This is a genomic window from Brachybacterium netajii (SeqCode), from assembly GCF_054114245.1.
Window position 1 is genome coordinate 551,797 of the sequence record NZ_JBSYXB010000002.1, and the last position, 18,387, is coordinate 570,183.

Here is an 18,387-nt window from a genome sequence, read left to right on the forward strand (position 1 = left end):
GGTCAACCGTGCACAGCGTTCCGACCTGCAGGAACGCTGTGCAACACGTCACTGTCCCGCGGTCCCGGACTCCCCCGAGGCCTCGCGAGCGGTCTCCGCAGAGGCCTCCGAGGAGGTCTCCGGGGATGCCGCCTCGACACCCTCGGCGGTCCCGACCTCGGCCGCGGCCGCGGGCGCATCCTGCTCCCACGGGCTCGCCGTCGGGGCCGACGGACCCGCGGAGGCGTCGCTCGCGGCGGGCGCGCCGCCGGCAGCGGGCGCGTCGCCGGCAGCAGGCGCGTCGCCGGCAGCGGACGCGTCGCCCGCGGCAGGCGCGTCACCCGACGCGGCGGTGTCGCCGCCGGACGCCTCAGGAGCCTCGTTCGCGCTGTGATGCGTGGAGGCCGCGGCGGCGATCGACGCGATCGACGCGCGCACCCGGTCCCGCGAGGAGTCGTCGTGGAGACGGTGGACGTCGCCGTGCTCCTCCTCGCCGCCCTCGTGCGCCTCGTCCGGACGGCCGGTGCCGTTCCCTCCCCGACCGCGCCCGCGGCGGCGCTTGCCCGAGCGCGGCGAGGTCTCGTCGCCGCCCTGCGCGGGCCCGGAGGAGGACTGCCCGGTGCCCGCCGCACCGCTGCCGCCGTTCCCGCCGTGGGAGTGGGTGCCGTCGATGTCAACGACGAGACCGCGGCCGTTGCAGTGCTCGCAGGCGGTGGAGAAGGTCTCGACGAGCCCCTGGCCCACGCGCTTGCGGGTCATCTGCACGAGGCCCAGCGAGGTGACCTCCGCGACCTGGTGCTTGGTGCGATCGCGGCCGAGGCACTCCACGAGGCGGCGCAGCACGAGATCGCGGTTCGCCTCGAGCACCATGTCGATGAAGTCGATGACGATGATGCCGCCGATGTCGCGCAGCCGCAGCTGGCGCACGATCTCCTCGGCCGCCTCGAGGTTGTTCTTGGTGACCGTCTCCTCGAGGGAGCCGCCGGAGCCGGTGAACTTGCCGGTGTTGACGTCGACCACGGTCATGGCCTCGGTGCGGTCGATCACGAGCGAGCCGCCGGAGGGCAGGTAGACCTTGCGGTCCATCGCCTTGAGGAGCTGCTCGTCCACGCGATGCTTCGCGAAGGCGTCCTGCGGGCCGACATGCGCGGTGACCCGCTCGAGGAGGTCGGGGGCGACGGAGGAGACGTACTCGTGGACGTCCTCGTAGACCGTGGTCCCCTCGACGATCAGGCTCGTGAAGTCCTCGTTGAAGACGTCGCGGACGACCTTGATCGCGAGATCGGGCTCCTGCGAGAGCGCCACCGGCGCCGACTTCGAGCGCTGGGACTTCTGGATCCGCTCCCACTGCGCGCGGAGGCGCTCGACGTCCTGCGTCAGCTCCTCCTCGCTCGCACCCTCGGCGGCGGTGCGCACGATGACGCCCGCGTCCTCGGGGATGATCTGGCGCATGATCCGCTTGAGCCGCGCGCGCTCGGTGTCGGGCAGCTTGCGGGAGATGCCGGTCATGGAGCTGCCGGGCACGAACACCACGTAGCGGCCGGGCAGCGAGATCTGGCTCGTCAGGCGGGCGCCCTTGTGGCCGATGGGGTCCTTGGTGACCTGGACGAGCACGGGGTCGCCGCTCTTGAGGGCGAGCTCGATGCGACGCGGCTGGCCCTCGAGGCCCGCGGCGTCCCAGTTGACCTCGCCGGCGTACAGCACGGCGTTGCGGCCCTTGCCGATGTCGACGAAGGCGGCCTCCATCGACGGCAGCACGTTCTGCACCTTGCCGAGGTACACGTTGCCGACCATCGAGGTCTGCGCCTTCTGCGCGACGTAGTGCTCGACCAGGACGTCGTCTTCGAGGACGGCGATCTGGGTGCGACCCGGGCGCTCGCGCACGATCATCGAGCGCTTGACGGCCTCGCGGCGGGCGAGGAACTCGGCCTCGGTGATGACGTTGCGGCGACGGCCCGCATCGCGGCCCTCGCGGCGACGCTGCTTCTTGGCCTCGAGCCGGGTCGAGCCCTTGACCGCCCGGACCTCGTCGCGGGCCTCGCGGACCTTCACGACGGTGTTGGGCGGATCGTCGGGCGATGCGGTCTCGGAGCTGTCGGTGCCCGAGCGGCGACGACGGCGACGACGACGGGAGCTCGTGGTGCTTCCGCCCTCCTCCGTGCGCCCCTGCTGATCCGAGCCCTCGGACTCGTGGGACTCCTCGTCCTTCGCCTCCCCGGATCCGCTCGTCGCCCCGGCACCGGCGTCGTCGGAGCCGTCGGCGTCCTCGCGGCCTGCACCGCCCTCGGTCCCGAGCTCGTCCTCGCCGCGGCCGCGGCCGCGGCGTCCGCGGCCGCCGCGACGGCGACGCCGACGGGAGGTCCCGATCTCGTCCTGCTGCTCGTCGGCGCCGGCACCGGCCGTGCCCGAGCCCTCGGCGGCGTCCGCTGCGGCGCCCTCGGTCCCGTCGGAGGATCCGCCGACGTCGGAGCGGTCGTCGCGCTCGTCGGCGTGCGCATGCGCCCGGTCCTCCTCATGCCCGGAACCGGAACGCGAGGGACCCCCGACCTCGAAGGAGAGGTCGGAGGAGCCGCCGGAGGAATCGTGCGGACGATGGTCGCCGCGCGCCTCGGGAGCGGTCGGCGCCCGGAAGAGGAGGGATGCGAAGTCGAGCTGGACCTGCTCGCGGCGGGCGCGGTCGTCCTCGGCCGCGGCGTCGGAGGAGGAGCCGCGGGAGCTCGCGAGCGCGCGGAGGTCGTCGACGACGCTCGCGGTCGCGGCGCCGTCGTGCTCGTCGTGCTCGTCGTGCTCGTCGTGCTCGTCGTGCTCGGACGCATCGTCGTGGGCGTCGTCCGCGTCCGTGGCGGGCTCCTCCGCGGCGATGCCGGCGACGACGGGGGCCGCCGTCTCCTCGGCGAGCGCGACGCGCTCGGCGGCACCGTCGCCGGCGACCGTGGTCACGGGGGTGGCGGCGACGGTCTCGTCGGCCGCGGGCGGGGTCAGCACCGGAGCGCCGGCCGGGGCGCCAGCGCGGCGGCGCGTGCGCGTGACCGGGCGAGCGATCGGCGCGGACTCGGCCGTGCTCTGCTGCGCCACCACGGTGCGGGGAGCCGCGGGCGTCGTCGGCTCGGTCTCGGGCGGACGCACGGGGGCGGGGGCGCCGGCGGGCGCTCCCGCGCGACGGCGGGTCCGCTTGGCGGGGGCGCTCCCCGAGGTCGGGGTGCTCGAGGTGCTCGCGGTGCCGTCCGCATCGGTCGCGTCCGGGAAATGGGTGCTGTCAGCCATCGGGCCGTCTCCTTATCGCGGATCCAGCGCACCCTGGGCCCGTGCGGTCATCGTCCCTGAGGACGGAAGTCTCAAGCCCTCGCCGTCGCGCTGCTCCCGGAGGAAGCGCAGCGATGCCGATCGCAGGAGCGAGCACGGTCGCGATTCGCGTCACCGGCGCTCCGACGCTTCGACGCCGGGAGGTTCTCCCGACCGGTACGGACCGGGAGAGTGCCTGCGGTCAGTATGGCACAGCGCGACGCTCGCGCCCCGTCGATCCGTCAGGTCGATCGACGCGTCGCGCGGCCCGCCGGGCGGAGACGGCGGTCACGTCCGGGAGCGCTCCACGCCCTCCTCCGCGCCCGATCGCCGGCGCGAACCGTCTGCGATCGCCTCACATCGGCCCGGATCCGCTCGGATCGGCCGGACGGTGCTGGCGGTACCGCTCACGGACGAGGACCATGGTCCCGTCGGCGCCGGAGGCCCGCCTCTAGCTTCATGACAGCGTGTCGTACTCCGGGAGGTCCCATGGAAGCCCTCGATCTGGCACGGTGGCAGTTCGGCATCACCACCGTGTACCACTTCATCTTCGTGCCGCTCACGATCGGCCTGTCGCTGATGGTGGCGATGATGCAGACGATGGCGGTGAGGTCGAAGGACGAGCTCCGCAAGGACGCCTGGACCCGGATGACGAAGTTCTTCGGGTCGATGCTGATCGTCAACTTCGGCATCGGCATCGCCACGGGCATCGTCCAGGAGTTCCAGTTCGGCATGAACTGGTCGGAGTACGCCCGCTACGTCGGCGACGTCTTCGGCGCTCCGCTGGCCCTCGAGGGCCTCGCGGCGTTCTTCCTCGAGTCGGTCTTCCTCGGGCTGTGGATCTTCGGCTGGGGGCGCATCCCCGAGAAGATCCATCTGCTGACGATCTGGGCGGTCTCGATCGGGACCATGGCCTCGGCCTACTTCATCATCGCCGCGAACTCCTTCATGCAGCACCCCGTCGGCGCGATCCTCAACGAGGAGACCGGCCGGGCCGAGCTCGATCCCGAGCAGGGCGGCCTGCTGGCGGTGCTCACCAACGTGACAACGCTGGCGGCCTTCCCGCACGTCATCTCCGGCGCCTGGCTCGTCGCCGGCGCCTTCGTCACCGGCGTCGCGTCCTGGCACATGGTCAAGCACCATCGCTCCGCCCGCGAGATCGGTCTGGAGACCGAGGAGGGCCAGGAGCAGCATCGCGCGGCGCGCGACCTGTACCGCCCGGTGGTCCGCTTCGGCGTCGCCTCGATGTTCGTCGCCGCGCTGGTGCTGGTCGTCTCCGGCGACTTCCAGGCGCAGATCATGTTCAAGCAGCAGCCCATGAAGATGGCCTCCGCGGAGGCGCTGTGCGAGACCGAGAGCGGCGCCAGCTTCTCCATCCTCGCCGTCGGCGGACCCGACGCCTTCTCGACCGACTGCGACGGCGTCACCCACCTCATCGAGGTCCCCTACCTGACCTCGTTCCTCGCCACCCACACCTTCGACGCGACCCTGATGGGCGTCGACGACCTCAACCAGCAGTACAAGGAGCAGTTCGGGGAGACCGTCGTGGCGGCCGACGGGTCGACCGTCACGGCCGACTACCGTCCCAACCTCTTCGTCACCTACTGGTCCTTCCGCCTCATGATGGGCCTGGCCGCGTTCAGCGGCGTGCTGGCGCTGTGGGCGCTGTGGATCACCCGCGGCAAGGGCGAGAGCGCCCGCACCTCGGGATCCCGGCTCTTCCAGTGGTTCGCCGTGCTCGCGATCCCCATGCCGTTCTTCGCGAACTCCGCCGGCTGGGTGTTCACGGAGATGGGGCGCCAGCCCTGGGTCGTGCATCCCAATCCCGATGATCCGACGGTCCGGCTGATGACCATGCAGGGCGTCTCCGACCATCCCGCCTGGATGGTGATCACCTCGCTGGTCGCGTTCACCCTCGTGTACGGCGTGCTGGCCGTGCTGTGGTTCGGGATGATGCGGCGCGCCGCGCTGAAGGGGGCCCCGCTCCCCCGGCGGGACGCCGAGACGCAGCAGCTGGACACCCCGACCCTGTCCTTCGACTACTGAGCAGGAAGCGAGACGACTATGGACGCCATGCTCGATCCGACGGGGCTGCAGAGCCTCTGGTTCGCGATCATCGCCTTCTTCTTCCTCGGCTACTTCGTGCTCGAGGGATTCGACTTCGGGGTGCAGATGAACCTCGCCGCCCGCTGGCGGGGCGGCTCCGAGCGCCGCGGCACGATCCTCTCCACGATCGGCCCGGTCTGGGACGGCAACGAGGTCTGGCTGATCACCGGCGGGGCGCTCATGTTCGCGGCCTTCCCCGAGTGGTACGCGACGCTGTTCTCCGGCTTCTACCTCGCCCTGCTGGCGCTGCTGCTGGTGCTGATCGTCCGCGTGTGCGCCTTCAAGTGGCGCGACAAGGTCGACTCCGAGCGCTGGCGGCGCAGCTGGGACGTCGTCCACGTGATCGGCGGCTTCGCGCCGGCGCTGCTGTGGGGCGTGGCCTTCTCGAACATCGTGGCGGGCGTCGGCATCGATGCGAACCGGTGGGTGACCACCTCGCTGCTCGGTCTGCTGACCCCCTTCGCGCTGCTCGGCGGCCTCGTGTTCGTGCTGCTGTTCTGGCTGCACGGGACCCTCTACCTGACGCTCAAGACGGAGGGGCCGCTGCGGGAGGAGTCGAACCGCCTCGCGGGCGTCCTCGTCTGGCCGACGATCGTCGCCGGCGCCGCCTACCTGCTGTGGTTCCAGCTCGCGCACTCCCACCAGGCCTGGACCTGGATCCCCCTGGCCGTCGCCGCCCTCGCGCTGATCGCCGTGGTGCCGCTGAACCGGATGCGCCGGGAGGCCCTCGCCTTCACCGCGACCGCGACCGCGATCGCCGCAGCGGTGGTGACCCTGTTCGGCGGGCTCTTCCCCTACGTCCTGCCCGCCGCGAACGACGCCGCGCTCTCGCTCACCGTCGCCAACGCCTCCTCCACCCCGTACACGCTGCGGGTGATGCTCGTGGCGACGGCGATCTTCACGCCCATCGTCATCGCCTACACGCTGTGGACCTACCGGGTCTTCCGCCACCGCATCGCCGACGACGCCGGCACGCCCGCCCCCGGCGCCGACCTCCTGGACCGGGCGCGCCGCGGCTACCGTCGGGCGTTCGAGCAGGAATGACGTCCGCCGCCTCCGCTGCCGCTGCCGCTCCCGCCCGCGCGAGCCGCGCCCCGCTGGATCCGCGGCTCGTGCGGGAGGTCCGCGCGGCCCGCGGCCATGTGGCGCGGACCGCGGGCCTCGGGCTCGTCCAGGCCGCCTGCGTGATCGCGACGGCGCTCGCGCTCGCGGCGCTGGGGTCGGGCCTGCTGGTCGAGCGGGAGCTGCCGTCGTCGGCCCCGACGCTGCTGATCGTGCTGGTGCTCGCGCTCGGCCTGCGGGCCCTCGCGGTGCTGGCCGAGCAGCGCACCGCGCACCGGGCGGCGACCGCCGCGATCGCCGATCTGCGCCGGCGGGTCGTCGCGCATGCGGCCGCGCTCGGGCCGCGCGGCGCCGCCGGGCGCGGGGCCGACGTGACGGCGCTGGCCACCACCGGCCTGGAGAAGCTGCGCCCCTATCTCGTCGGCTACGTCCCGCAGCTGCTGCTGACCGCGACCGTCACCCCGCTGTGCCTGATCACGATCGCCGTGCTCGACCCGATCAGCGCGCTGATCGCCGCGCTCACCCTGCCGCTGATCCCGATCTTCATGATCCTCGTCGGGAAGCTCACCGCCGGCCGCTCCGAGCGCCTGATCGCCGACATGCGCGTGCTGTGGGCGCAGCTGCTGGACCTCGTCGACGGGCTGCCCACGCTGCGCGCCCTCGGCCGCGAGAAGGGTCCCGAGCGCATGGTCCGCGCCCTCGGCGACCGGCATCGGGCCTCGGCGATGGGCTCCCTGCGCTACGCCTTCCTGTCCTCGATGGTGCTCGAGCTGCTGGCCACGCTCTGCGTCGCCCTCGTCGCCGTCAGCATCGGCATGCGCCTGGTCTACGGCGAGATGGAGCTCGCCCCGGCGCTCGCGGTGCTCGTCCTCGCCCCCGAGGTCTACCTGCCGCTGCGGAACGTCGGCGCCCAGTACCACGCCTCGACCGACGGCCTCGCGGCCGTCACCGGCGCCTTCGCCGTCCTCGACGAGGAGGCTGCGGCCGACGGGACCGTCGAGGCCCCCGACCTCCGCACCTCGAGGCTCGCGCTGCGCGGGGTCTCGGTCCGCTCCCGCGACGGCCTCGCCCCCGATCGGGCGGAGCTCGAGCTGCGGCCCGGCCGCGTCCTCGCCGTGACGGGAGCCTCCGGCTCCGGCAAGACCACCGCCATCCAGGTGCTGCTGGGGCTGCTCCCGCCCGATGCGGGCCGCGCGGAGGTGATCGCCGCCGACGGCACCGTCCACGACATCCGGGATCTGCGCCGACGCAGCCTCTGGGACCAGATCGTCCATCTCCCGCAGCGTCCCGTCCTGCCGCCGGGCACGATCCGCGAGGTCCTCGCCGCCGCCCGCCCCGGCGCCGACGAGGCCGCCCTGGACGCCGCCGCCGAGGCCGCCGGCCTCTCCCCCGTGATCGCCGAGCGCGGCTGGGACGCGGACCTCGGCCGCGCCGGACGCGGACTCTCCCTCGGGGAGCGCCAGCGGCTGTCCCTGGCCCGCGCGCTCCTCGCCGATGCGCCGGTCGTCGTGCTCGACGAGCCCACCGCGCATCTCGACGGGGGCACCGAGCAGATCGTCCTCGACCTGATCGCCCGCCTGCGCGCCCAGGGCCGCAGCGTCCTCGTCATCGCCCACCGCTCGCGGCTCGTCGACGCGGCCGACGACGCGGTCGAGATCCACCGGAGCACCCGATGAGCGCCCGCACCCTCCGCCCCTCCGCCCCCGAGGTGTCCGAGACGTCCACGGCGCGCACTGCTCCCGCGGACGCCCGGCGTGCCCTGCGGCGCACCGAGGGCGCCCTCGAGATCCCTCGGTCCCGCCTGCTCGCCGCGGTGCTCTCGGCCGCCGCGACGCTCGCCGCGGCCTTCGCTCTCGCCGCCGTCGCCGCCTATCTCGTCACGCGCGCCTGGACGATGCCACCGGTGCTGGACCTGACCGTCGCCGTCGTCGCGGTGCGCGCCCTCGGCGTCTCCCGCGGCGTGCTGCGCTGGCTCGACCGGATGATCGCGCACGACGTCGCCCTGCGGGGCGTGGTGCGGCTGCGCACGAACCTGTTCACTGCGCTCGCCGCGCGCACCGGCGACGGCCTGACCCGGCTGCGGCGCGGCGATCTGCTGGCGCGGCTCGGGGACGACGCCCAGGAGCTCGGCGATCACGTCATCACGGCGGTCGTCCCGGCCCTGGTGTCCGTCGTCATGGCGGTCGTCGTGCTCGCGACGATCGCCCCGATCTCCCCGGCGGCCGCGGGCGCCATGCTGCTGGCGCTGGTGCTCGCGAGCATCATCGCGCCAACGGCCGCGCACCGCGCGGCGACCCTGCGCGAGGAGGCCGTGGTGACCGCTCGCGGCGGGCTGACCGCCTCGACGCTCGAGATCCTCGACGACGCGACCGCGCTACGCCTGGACGGCCGGCTCGAGCCGGCCCTCGAGCGCCTCGCCGCGGACCAGCGCGCGCACGACGAGGCGATCGACCGGGCCGCGCTGCCCGGGGCGATCGCCTCGGCGGCGGTCCCGGCGGCGATGCTGGTGGCGGTCCTCGGCTCGCTGCTGGCGGCGGGCGCGGCCTGGACCGCGGGCGGCGCCTCCGCCGGGCAGATCGGCATCCTCCTGCTGCTGCCGCTGTCCTCCTTCGAGGCCGCGAACGCGCTGCCCGCGGCCGCCGCTCAGCGCGCCCGCACCCGGGCCGCGGCCCTGCGCCTCGACGCGGCCGTCGGCCCCGGCACCCCGCTGCGCGGCTCCGGGGAGACCGCCGCCGACGCCATCGGCCCGACGCACGCCACGGACACGACCGACACGACGGGCGCGACGGGCGCGGCGGACGAGGCGTCGTCGGCCTCCGTCGTCGCGACCCCGCATCTGCGCGCCCGGGCCCTCGATGCCGGCTGGTCGCCGGAGGCCGTGCGGGTGCACGGACTCGACCTGGACCTGCCGCCGGGCGCGCGCCTGGCGGTCGTCGGCGCCTCCGGGATCGGGAAGTCGACGCTGCTGGCGACGCTCGCGGGGCTGCTCTCGCCGCTCGGAGGATGCGTCGAGCTCGATGGCGCCGACATCTCCGGGATGCCCGAGACGGAGGTCCGCCGACGGGTCACCCTGTTCGCCGAGGACGCGCACGTCTTCGCGACCACGATCCGGGAGAACCTCAAGGTCGTGCGCGGGGGCCTGGACGATCAGGAGATCCTCCGGGCGCTGAGGGCGGTCGGCCTCGGCGACTGGCTCTCCACGCTCCCGCAGGGACTGGACACGATGCTCGGACCCGACGGGACGACCGTCTCCGGCGGAGAGCGCAGGCGCCTGCTCCTGGCCCGGGCCGTGATCCGTCGCGGCCCCGTGCTCCTGCTCGACGAGCCGACCGAGCATCTGGACCTCGCCAGCGGGGATGACCTTCTGCTCTCCCTGCTGGACCCGACGGATGAGAGGCTGGTGCCGAGCTCGACCACCGTGGTCGTGGTCACGCACCGGACCGAGGCGATCCCCTCCGGCACGAGAGTGCTGCGGATCGACGAGGTCGGCATCCCCCGACTCCAGCCGCCCCAGGAGCGATGAACATGAGCGCCGCCGCCTCGGCCCCCGCCCGCGTCCGCCGCGGACGATCCCGCATCCAGGACCTCGTCGGCGCCGTCCTCGCCGGCGCCGACACCGATGAGCTGCTCGACCTGCTGCTGCGCACGGCCCGCCACGATCTCGCCGCCCGCTCGGCGCTGCTGATCATGCCGCTGGGCGGGGACGAGGGCTGGGGGGTGGAGATCGTCGAGGGGGCCGATGCCCGCGATCTCCTCGGCCAGGAGGTCGCGCCCTACTCCGCCGTCGGCGCCGCGCTCCTCGCGAGCGATGTCGACGCCCTGGAGAGCCGCGGGGACCTCGCGATCCTCGACTCCGGCGACGGGACCCCCGTCGGCGGGACCTCCGGCTCCGCCCTCCCGCCCGCGGAGGCGCTCATCAGCATCGTCGACGCCGGCGACGGCATGGGGCTGCTGGTCGCGCTCCGCTGCCGCGGCGTGGCGGAAGAGGCCGGGTCCGCCGATCCGGGCCCCTTCACGGAGACGGACCGCGAACGCCTGGATGCGCTCGCGGGCGTCGTCGGCCTGGCGCTTCGGATGCCGGACCTCGGCTCCGCGAGCGAGGTCGACGACGAGCGCAGCCGCATCGCCCGCGATCTCCACGACCTCGCGATCCAGGAGCTCTTCGCCGTGGGCATGGGGCTCGAGGGGCTCACGCAGGCGCTCTCGAGCACCGGGGAGCCGCCGACGAACGCCCGCATCCGCAGCACCGTCGCGAGCTCCGTGCAGGGGGTCGAGAACGCGGTCGCGCAGATTCGCGAGATCGTCCAGTCGCTGCGCCGCGAGCGCAGCGAGGCGACGCTCAGCGAGCGGCTCCGTCACGAGGTGGGGCTCGCGACCTCCGGCCTGGGATTCGTCCCGACCCTGCGGCTCTCCCCCAGCGCGCCCGAGCTCGACCGGGATCTGCCGCCCGAGATCGCCGAGGACGTCGTCGCGGTGGTCCGCGAATGCCTCGCCAATGCCGCCCGGCATGCGCATGCGAGCGCCGTCGCCGCCTCGGTCAGCATGTTCTCCGAGGGCGTGGACCGCGTGGTGCAGGTGAACGTCTCGGACAACGGCAAGGGCATCGACCCGTCGGTCCGCCGACGCAGCGGACTGGCGAACATGTCCTCGCGCGCCCGCCGGCACTCCGGCTGGGTCGATGCGATCAACCTCGAGCCGGGGACGATGATCTCCTGGCGGGTGACCCTGCCGCCGCAGTGAGCGCCGAGTGCGCGGACCGTCCCGGCGGCGTCACTTCCAGCCGGCGCGGCGGCGTGCGGCGACCATGGCCGCGACCTGGGTGCGGCGCTGCATGCCGAGGGTCTGCAGGATGACGGTGACGCGGTTCTTGACCGTCTTCTCCGCGATGCCGAGGGCCTCGGCGATCTCGCGGTTGGAGTGGCCGTCGCCGATGAGGTCGACGATCCGGCGGTCGGTGTCGGAGAGATCCGGCTCGTCGTCGCCCTGGCCGGCGGGCCACATGTGCCCGCCCTCGTGGATCGCGACGATCGCATCGACGATCTCGCGCGAGCGCGCGGACTTCAGCATCAGGCCCGCGGCGCCGGCGGCGCGGGACTCCCGCAGCGCAGCATCGTCGTCGAAGCTGGTCAGCACCAGCATCTTCTGCTCGGGATCCAGTTCTCGGGCCTTGCGCATCACGTCGATGCCGGTGCCATCGGGCAGCTGAAGGTCGACCACGAGCACCTCGGGGCGGATCGCCGGCAGGCGACGGTTCGCCTCGGCCACGGAGGATGCCTCGCCGATGACGCTGAGCTTCGGGCTCGCATCGATGACGGTCACGATCCCGCGCCGGACGACCTCGTGGTCGTCCACCAGCATCACGCGGATCGGGGTGGGCTCTTCGCTCGCAGACACAGGCATCCTTCCTCGCAGCTCCGTGCGACGCCGCAGGGACAGGCGCCCGGATCCGGAGCAGTCTTCGCTCACTCCGCCCCTGCTGGACGGCACCGACCCAACCTATCGCACCCGGAGGCGCGGATCGCCCGCATGACCATGGGGATCCCCGCCGGCCGGAGGTGCTCCCGAGGGCCCTGCGGACCGCAGGCACGACGGCGTGATCACGCCGTCCTCCGTACATCGGCTTCTTCTGACGATGCTGCCCATTACAGCGCGGATCATCGATGCCCCCGCTCACAGACCAGCACGACGATGCGCCGCTGCCGGAGCATCCCGACGCCCGACTGTCCGACCCCGCCCCATTCACCGCGGCTATGGGCGCATTCACCTCCCGCACCTGCCCGCGCTCGTCGGCAGCATCTACGGTGGATCTGCGCGTTCGCCGCCCTCCGCCGGCGCGATCGCACCGATCCCGGCTCCGTCGTCCGGCGACGACGCGAGCCTCCCGTCCCCGAGGAGTCCCCGTTGTCCCCTGCCGGCCCGTCGTCCCGAGAGAACCCGCGCCCGGAGGATGCCCCGCCGCCGCGCTGGAGGACCCCGCTGATCATCGTCGCCAGCACCGTCGCCCTCGTCGCCGGCGTGCTCGGCGTGAACGCGACGACCGGCGGATCCGACAGCTCCCGCCAAGGCGAGCCCGTCGCCTCCGCGACCGAGCCGGGCGCCGTCGTCGTCGGCCCCTCGGAGCTGGCCCAGCCGGATCTCAGCAGCGAGGAGTCCCGGGACCCCGACGACCTCCTCGCGGAGGGGCCCGTCGACGCTCCCGTGACGATCGTGGTCTTCAGCGACTACCAGTGCCCGTACTGCGCGCAGTGGACCGCCGAGACCGCTCCGGTCCTGCGCGAGTACGTCGACCGCGGAGAGCTGCGCATCGAGTGGCGCGAGGTCAACATCTTCGGGGAGGACTCGGAGCGCGCCGCCCGGGCCGCGCTCGCCGCGGCGATGCAGGGAGCCCATGAGGAGTACCAGGCGCGTCTCGTCGAGGGCGGGACGCATCGCTCGGGCGACGAGCTCAGCGAGGAGGCCCTGATCTCCCTCGCCGGCGAGCTCGGCCTGGACACGGACCGATTCGCCGAGGACATGGCATCGGCGGAGGTCGCCCAGACCATCGGTGAGAACGCCCAGCAGGGCATCGACCTCGGCGCCATGTCGACGCCGGCCTTCATCGTCGACGGGCGGCCCATGGTCGGGGCGCAGCCCACCGAGGTCTTCACCGCACTGGTCGACGAGGCCCTCGCCGAGGAGGGCTGAGATGGAGATCGGTCTGCTCACCGCCTTCCTCGGCGGCGCCCTCGCCCTGCTCAGCCCCTGCGGGGCGCTCCTGCTGCCGGGCTTCTTCGCCTCGACCGTCACAGCCCGCGCCGGACTCGCCGTCCATGCGCTCCTGTTCTACCTGGGGCTGCTGGTGACCCTGCTCCCGCTCGGCCTCGGCGCCGGGGCGCTGGGGTCCCTCCTGGTGAGCCACCGCTCGGCCCTCGTGGCCGGCACCTCGATCGTGCTCGTCGTGCTCGGCGCGGCCCACGCCCTCGGTCTCGGCATGGACCTGAGCCGGGCGCTGCCGGGGTTCTCCCGGCTCCAGCGGGCCTCCGCGGAGGGCGGAGCGGCCGGCGGCTACGGCCGCACGCTGCTGCTCGGCGCCGTCGGCGGTGTGGCGGGCGTCTGCGCGGGCCCGATCCTCGGCGCCGTGCTGACGCTGGCCATGGGCCGCGGGAGCATCGTCGGCGCCGGCATCCTGCTGGCCGTCTACGGGGCGGGGATGGTGGTCCCGCTGATGCTCCTCGCCGCCGTCTGGGATCGGCTCGGGGATCGCACCCGCTCCCGCCTGCGGGGACGGGGCTTCACCGTGCTCGGCCGGCCGCTGCACACGACCACTGTCGCCACCGGCCTGCTGATCATCGCGCTCGGGATCCTGTTCTGGATGACGAACGGCCTGGTGACGATGCCCTCGCTCATCCCCACCAGCACTCTCGCCCGCTGGCAGGCCGGCGGCGCCGCGCTGTCCGATCCGCGCATCCAGATCCTCGTCGTGGTCGCGCTCGGCGCCCTGGCCCTCGCGATCTGGTGGGCGGGCGACCGACGACGGCGCCAGGCTCCTGCGAGCGGCTCCGCGCAGGAGCCGGTCCCGGACGGGGCGGCCGCTGCGAGCGACGGGACGCCGCCGTCCGAGCCCTCGGGATCGGGCCAGGGCCAGAGCCGGGACCAGGACCGGATCCTCATCCTCCAGCAGGACCTGCTGCCCGGCCGGAAGGGGCGTTCATGAGCGTCCGCCGGCGTGCGCTCCTCGCCGCCCCTCCGCTCCTCGCCCTGCTCGCCGCCTGCCGCACCGGGACGGACGCGGAGGCAGGATCGGACGGCGCCGCGGCCGGCTCCCCCGCGGCCCGGGTGGAGGACCCGACGCCGAGGACCCGCGGCGAGCTCGCCGGGCTCGTCGGCCCCGAGGAGCTCCTCCTGCCTCTCGAGCTGACGCCGATGATCGTCGTCGACCCCGGCTGGACCGCCGCGCCGCAGCAGCTGGACGGGATCCTCGCCGGCTTCCGCGAGCAGGACGACCGTCTGCTCTTCCTCGTCGTCGACCAGGACGGCACGATCCTCTGGGAGGCGGATCGCCCGCTCAGCTGCACCGGCTTCGCGCTGACCCGCGGGGCCGACGACCGACCGGTCGCGGTCCTCGCGGATCTCGCCCCCGCCGAGGACGCTCTCGGTGCGATGACCCTCACCGGCTACGACCTGCGCACCGCCGACCGGCTCTGGGGACCCGTCGCCGCGCCCGGCCCCCAGGTCGCGCCCGGCCTCGTCCTCGCCGAGCCCTCCGCCGAGCCGATGGGCGCCGGCGGTCCGCGCACGGCCCACTCCGGGGCCGACGGATCGGTGGCCGCCGCCGAGGACGATGGATCCGACGCACGGATCCTCGCCGAGCATCTCGGGACGATCCTGCGCAGCGACGGCCGCCGTCTGATCGCGTCGGCGGCCGACGGGACGAGCCTGTGGACGCACGACCTGACCGTCGCTCTGGATGCGGCGAGCATGCACGTCGTCGGCCCGATCGACGCCGTCACGCCGTACGCGGTCGTCTCCGGCACGAGCACCGCGGAGTCTGCGGACGCGACGGGCATCGTGATCGACCTGCGCGACGGCGCCGAGATCGCCGTCGGCGCCGAGGCGGTCGCGCAGGAGCGCATGCTCGACATCACCGTGATCGCCGCCGGGAGCACGATCCGGGGCCTCGACGCCGATGGCGTCGAGCAGTGGCGCCATGAGGACGAGGAGCGCCTCACCCTGCTCAGCGCCGGCGAGCGCCTCGCCTATGCGGTGCGGGAGGACGAGGGGACCCTCGTCGTGCTGGACACGGGGCGCGGACTGATGGTCCAGCCCTATGACGTCGACAGCACGGCGCCGCTGGCGGTGCCCGAGCTCTTCACCGCGGACACCGCGGTCGTGGTCCTCGCCGGGACCCGCCGTTGCCTGGTCACGACCGTCCTCGACGAGTCGTACGGGACGCGGGGCTGACGCTCTCGTCGTCGGGCGCCCGCGATCGGAGCAGGTCGCTGAGGTCCGTGCCCGCCCTCAGGAGGGCGTCGGCGCGGACGGCGATGCTATGCAGGCGATCGCGGAGGACCGCCCGGGCATCGGCCTCGTCGCCGAGCTCGCGCAGGGACGCCATGACGGTGCGCAGGTCGGGGATCCGATAGCCGCCCGCACGCAGGGCCACGACGATCCGGGCTTCCCGGACCGCCTCCGGCGGATAGCGCCGTGCCCCGGTGCTCCCGCTCCGCTCCGCACGGAGGAGCCCCTCCTGCTCCCAGAAGCGGAGCGCGGAGGATCGCACGCCGAGGGCGGAGGAGAGCTCGGTGATCGTCATCGCGTCGCCCGGCGTGGCCGGGACCTCCTGGAGGCTCTCCTCGACGATGGCGTCGAGTGCTCGCAGCGCGGCGAGGGCCTCCTCCCGCGCTCGCGCGAGGTCGACGTGCAGGGCGACGGCTCGGGCGACGGCCTCGTCGTAGTCCATCTCCCGCATCTCCCGCATCGTCGAGCGCGCGGAGCGCGGCCCGATCGCGAGGGCGAGCGCGCGGTAGGCGCGGAGGGCGATCACATGGGCGTCGCCGAACTCGCGGTACCCGTTCGTGCGCCTGATGGCCGGCGGGATGACGCCGAGGCGCTCGAGATCCCGGACCTGCTGCACCGAGCAGCCGGAGAGCGCGGCGAGGCCGCCCGTCGACCATCGCCCGCCCGCCGCTCCGGGCTCAGGGCGCTCTGAGCGTTCTGGGCGTTCTGGGCGTTCTGGGCGTTCTCGATGCGCGCGTTCCATGCCCAACCCTCCATAAGCACTTCAAGGTCACACTCGAAGCATGTCGATCACCCAGATCCTGTCAGACGTCCGCCGCCACGACGACCTCCTCGAGATCGCGCCGACTCCCGGGAGCGAGCATCCTCCGATCTCCTGGGGCGACCGCTTCCTCTATGTCGCCCCCGACGGGCAGGTGCCGCGCACGCGCCAGCCCTTCGCCACGATCACCACGAAGGACTACCCGGAGGACTCCCTGTCCCGCCTCTCCGCCGAGGGACGCTGGAGGGTGAACATCCACGTCGGACGGGCGGCCTTCCTGGATCTCCTCGGTTATGCGCCCGAGGAGATCGACGCATCCGCCGCGGACTTCGCCGCGTCGGACGTCCTGCTCCCCCACCCGGTCTACGGCGCCTACGGCTGGATCTGCGTGGTCCTGCCCGGGGCTCGGATGGAGAGCCGGGTGCGCGAGGCCCTCGATCTCGCCTATGCCGAGGAGCGGCAGCGGGTGCAGCGGCGAGGATGATGCCGCCGCCATTACGCTGACGTCGTGCGCCGCGGACCGTCCGCCGCACGATCCGCTCGCGCACCGGAGACGAGGCCCCATGTCCAAGCACCCTGCTCCCGGCCCCGTCACGCGGGAGCGGCTCACCGCTGATCTCCACGCGCTCGGGCTCCGTCCCGGCGCGGCCGCGATGGTGCACACCTCGCTGAGCTCCCTGGGGTGGGTCGTCGGCGGGGCGCAGACGGTGCTGGACGCGCTCCGCGATGCGGTCGGCCCCGAGGGGACGCTCGTGATGCCGGCCCAGTCCTGGCAGCTGTGCGATCCCGCGGTGCTGCAGGACGCGCCGGAATCATGGTGGCCGATGATCCGCGAGAGCCTGCCCCTCTACGATCCCGCCACGACGCCCAGCCAGGCCATGGGAGCGGTCGCCGAGCTGTTCCGCACCCTCCCGGGGACGCTCCGCAGCGGGCACCCGCACCGGTCCATCACGGCCGCCGGCCCTCACGCGCAGCGGATCACGGCGCGGCATCCGCTGGACTCCCCCGCCGGCGAAGACTCCCCGCTCGGCGCGCTCGTCGCTCTCGATGCCCAGGTACTGCTGCTCGGCGTCACCGCGGCGAAGGCGACCGTGCTGCATCTCGCCGAGCACCGCGCCTCCTACCCGGGCAAGCGAGGCCTCGCCAACGGCGTCGCCATGCTCGTCGACGGACGGCGCGAGTGGGTGGGCTTCGAGGAGCTCGACGTCGACGACAGCGACTTCGTCGCGGTCGCCGACGCGTTCGCTGCGGAGACGGGGCTGGTCAGCACGGGAAGTGTGGGCGACGCAGCGGCGCAGCTGCTGCCGGCGCGCGAGCTGGTCGATTTCGCAGCCGGATGGTTCAGCGCGAACCGGTCTTCGCCGTCGTCGAGGTAGACGAGCCGTCTCTCAGCGGCCTTCGGTCGCATCGTCAGCGCGATCGAGATCGTGCGCCTCGGTCCTGCCTGCGGTCGTGCGCTCGTCCGCGTCGAGCAGCCGACGGGCGGTGGCCGGCGATCGGAACAGGATCGGATCAGGGAGGCAGTCTCCTGCCACGCCGCGTATTCGTCGGCCGGCATCAGCACCGCATCGCCGTTGCGGGAGGCGATCTCCACCGCGTCGCGGTCCTCGTCGATGCGCTCGATGAGCAGGAACAGGGTCTTACTGGTCCTGCTGACGCTGATGGACATGACGGCGCCTCCTCCGATCGCAGGAGTCGCAACTATTCACGGTACGTCTGAATGATGCTCGGGACGGTCAGGCCTCCCCCGTCGTGCACGCGCCGAGGCGCTCCCGCGGCACGGCTCGCGCTCCCGGCCGTAGGCGCTGAGGGAGCGTGCGAAGCAGCCGCTGCGCCGGAGCTTCCTGGCGCAGCCCGACCCTGCGGCATCCCACGATGGCAGGGAGGGCACGATCTCCGCGATCACCGGGACGACCACCGCGCCGTGCGAGCCGGTCGCGGCCGATCGGGAGAACGCCGCGGCCCGACCCGAGGTGCTCGCCCGCACCCAGACCCAGCTTCTCATCGAGTGGCTCACCGCTCTCGTCGCAGAGACCGCGCCTCACGGGACCGACTGACGTAGCCGACGACGTCGGATCCGCGTGGTAACCTCAGAGCACTACATCCCCCACGCCTCTCGAAGAAGCGCACTTGGGGGATTTTCTCTACCCAGAGCCGGAGACGACGACCGGATGACCCGACCGCCCCGCGTGCCCCGCCCG

At 73.4% G+C, this 18,387-nt stretch carries 13 protein-coding genes and 1 pseudogene; 10 read left to right on the plus strand and 4 right to left on the minus strand.

Annotated elements, in window-relative coordinates; all coding sequences use genetic code 11:
• Positions 1 to 48: 48 nt before the first annotated feature.
• The gene (locus ACXET9_RS06245; protein ID WP_457885631.1) at positions 49 to 3,243 is read right to left on the minus strand and encodes an Rne/Rng family ribonuclease; all 3,195 of its coding nucleotides are present in this window, start codon (positions 3,241 to 3,243) and stop codon (positions 49 to 51) included.
• 507 nt (positions 3,244 to 3,750) lie between these two features.
• On the opposite strand from ACXET9_RS06245, the gene ACXET9_RS06250 reads away from it, so the two are divergent.
• The 5 genes from ACXET9_RS06250 to ACXET9_RS06270 are packed head-to-tail and all read left to right on the plus strand — an operon-like array spanning position 3,751 to position 11,169.
• Positions 3,751 to 5,307 carry a cytochrome ubiquinol oxidase subunit I gene (locus tag ACXET9_RS06250; RefSeq protein WP_457885632.1) on the plus strand — a complete coding sequence of 519 codons (1,557 nt, stop codon included), beginning with the start codon at positions 3,751 to 3,753 and terminating at the stop codon, positions 5,305 to 5,307.
• 18 nt (positions 5,308 to 5,325) lie between these two features.
• Positions 5,326 to 6,411: a cytochrome d ubiquinol oxidase subunit II gene (gene cydB / locus ACXET9_RS06255; RefSeq protein WP_457885633.1), complete on the plus strand. Its 1,086-nt coding sequence runs from the start codon at positions 5,326 to 5,328 to the stop codon at positions 6,409 to 6,411.
• Positions 6,408 to 8,105, plus strand: coding sequence for a thiol reductant ABC exporter subunit CydD (gene cydD, locus ACXET9_RS06260; RefSeq protein ID WP_457885634.1), 1,698 nt, complete (start codon positions 6,408 to 6,410; stop codon positions 8,103 to 8,105). Before cydB ends, cydD begins: the two co-directional genes overlap by 4 nt.
• A complete protein-coding gene (gene cydC / locus ACXET9_RS06265) occupies positions 8,102 to 9,952 on the plus strand; it encodes a thiol reductant ABC exporter subunit CydC (RefSeq protein ID WP_457885635.1) in 1,851 nt (616 codons plus the stop codon). Before cydD ends, cydC begins: the two co-directional genes overlap by 4 nt.
• 2 nt (positions 9,953 to 9,954) lie before the next feature.
• Positions 9,955 to 11,169: a sensor histidine kinase gene (locus ACXET9_RS06270; RefSeq protein WP_457885636.1), complete on the plus strand. Its 1,215-nt coding sequence runs from the start codon at positions 9,955 to 9,957 to the stop codon at positions 11,167 to 11,169.
• A gap of 30 nt (positions 11,170 to 11,199) precedes the next feature.
• Here ACXET9_RS06270 and ACXET9_RS06275 read toward each other — a convergent pair whose 3' ends face one another.
• Positions 11,200 to 11,787, minus strand: coding sequence for a response regulator transcription factor (locus ACXET9_RS06275; protein WP_457885877.1), 588 nt, complete (start codon positions 11,785 to 11,787; stop codon positions 11,200 to 11,202).
• A gap of 543 nt (positions 11,788 to 12,330) precedes the next feature.
• Here ACXET9_RS06275 and ACXET9_RS06280 point away from each other — a divergent pair.
• Genes ACXET9_RS06280 through ACXET9_RS06290 form a run of 3 tightly spaced genes read left to right on the plus strand, consistent with a single transcriptional unit; the run spans position 12,331 to position 15,369 of the window.
• Positions 12,331 to 13,113, plus strand: a complete 783-nt coding sequence (locus tag ACXET9_RS06280) for a DsbA family protein (RefSeq protein ID WP_457885637.1) — start codon at positions 12,331 to 12,333, stop codon at positions 13,111 to 13,113.
• 1 nt (position 13,114) lies between these two features.
• Positions 13,115 to 14,122 carry a cytochrome c biogenesis CcdA family protein gene (locus ACXET9_RS06285; RefSeq protein WP_457885638.1) on the plus strand — a complete coding sequence of 336 codons (1,008 nt, stop codon included), beginning with the start codon at positions 13,115 to 13,117 and terminating at the stop codon, positions 14,120 to 14,122.
• On the plus strand, positions 14,119 to 15,369 hold the full coding sequence (locus tag ACXET9_RS06290; RefSeq protein ID WP_457885639.1) for a hypothetical protein: 1,251 nt from the start codon (positions 14,119 to 14,121) through the stop codon (positions 15,367 to 15,369). The genes ACXET9_RS06285 and ACXET9_RS06290 overlap by 4 nt, the downstream gene beginning before the upstream one ends.
• On the opposite strand, the gene ACXET9_RS06295 is transcribed toward ACXET9_RS06290, so the two are convergent.
• The gene (locus tag ACXET9_RS06295; protein WP_457885640.1) at positions 15,329 to 16,168 is read right to left on the minus strand and encodes a MerR family transcriptional regulator; all 840 of its coding nucleotides are present in this window, start codon (positions 16,166 to 16,168) and stop codon (positions 15,329 to 15,331) included. The genes ACXET9_RS06290 and ACXET9_RS06295 overlap by 41 nt on opposite strands.
• Before the next feature lie 40 nt (positions 16,169 to 16,208).
• Between ACXET9_RS06295 and ACXET9_RS06300 the strand changes: the two genes are divergently transcribed.
• A complete protein-coding gene (locus ACXET9_RS06300; RefSeq protein ID WP_457885641.1) occupies positions 16,209 to 16,670 on the plus strand; it encodes a DUF6194 family protein in 462 nt (153 codons plus the stop codon).
• A gap of 79 nt (positions 16,671 to 16,749) precedes the next feature.
• Positions 16,750 to 17,562: an aminoglycoside N(3)-acetyltransferase gene (locus ACXET9_RS06305; protein WP_457885642.1), complete on the plus strand. Its 813-nt coding sequence runs from the start codon at positions 16,750 to 16,752 to the stop codon at positions 17,560 to 17,562.
• Between the two features lie 191 nt (positions 17,563 to 17,753).
• Here the strand turns inward: ACXET9_RS06305 and ACXET9_RS06310 are convergent.
• A pseudogene (locus ACXET9_RS06310) lies at positions 17,754 to 17,855 on the minus strand (type II toxin-antitoxin system Phd/YefM family antitoxin); the annotation flags it as partial.
• Between the last annotated feature and the right edge of the window lie 532 nt (positions 17,856 to 18,387).

Bases quoted from the DNA above. Each gene is read 5' to 3' on its own strand.
- ACXET9_RS06270 (WP_457885636.1), top strand. From the start codon at position 9,955: ATGAGCGCCGCCGCCTCGGCCCCCGCCCGCGTCCGCCGCGGACGATCC.
- ACXET9_RS06290 (WP_457885639.1), top strand. From the start codon at position 14,119: ATGAGCGTCCGCCGGCGTGCGCTCCTCGCCGCCCCTCCGCTCCTCGCC.
- cydC (WP_457885635.1), top strand. From the start codon at position 8,102: ATGAGCGCCCGCACCCTCCGCCCCTCCGCCCCCGAGGTGTCCGAGACG.
- ACXET9_RS06275 (WP_457885877.1), bottom strand. From the start codon at position 11,787: ATGCTGGTGGACGACCACGAGGTCGTCCGGCGCGGGATCGTGACCGTC.
- cydD (WP_457885634.1), top strand. From the start codon at position 6,408: ATGACGTCCGCCGCCTCCGCTGCCGCTGCCGCTCCCGCCCGCGCGAGC.
- ACXET9_RS06285 (WP_457885638.1), top strand. From the start codon at position 13,115: ATGGAGATCGGTCTGCTCACCGCCTTCCTCGGCGGCGCCCTCGCCCTG.
- ACXET9_RS06250 (WP_457885632.1), top strand. From the start codon at position 3,751: ATGGAAGCCCTCGATCTGGCACGGTGGCAGTTCGGCATCACCACCGTG.
- cydB (WP_457885633.1), top strand. From the start codon at position 5,326: ATGGACGCCATGCTCGATCCGACGGGGCTGCAGAGCCTCTGGTTCGCG.
- ACXET9_RS06305 (WP_457885642.1), top strand. From the start codon at position 16,750: ATGTCCAAGCACCCTGCTCCCGGCCCCGTCACGCGGGAGCGGCTCACC.
- ACXET9_RS06295 (WP_457885640.1), bottom strand. From the start codon at position 16,168: ATGGAACGCGCGCATCGAGAACGCCCAGAACGCCCAGAACGCCCAGAA.
- ACXET9_RS06300 (WP_457885641.1), top strand. From the start codon at position 16,209: ATGTCGATCACCCAGATCCTGTCAGACGTCCGCCGCCACGACGACCTC.
- ACXET9_RS06245 (WP_457885631.1), bottom strand. From the start codon at position 3,243: ATGGCTGACAGCACCCATTTCCCGGACGCGACCGATGCGGACGGCACC.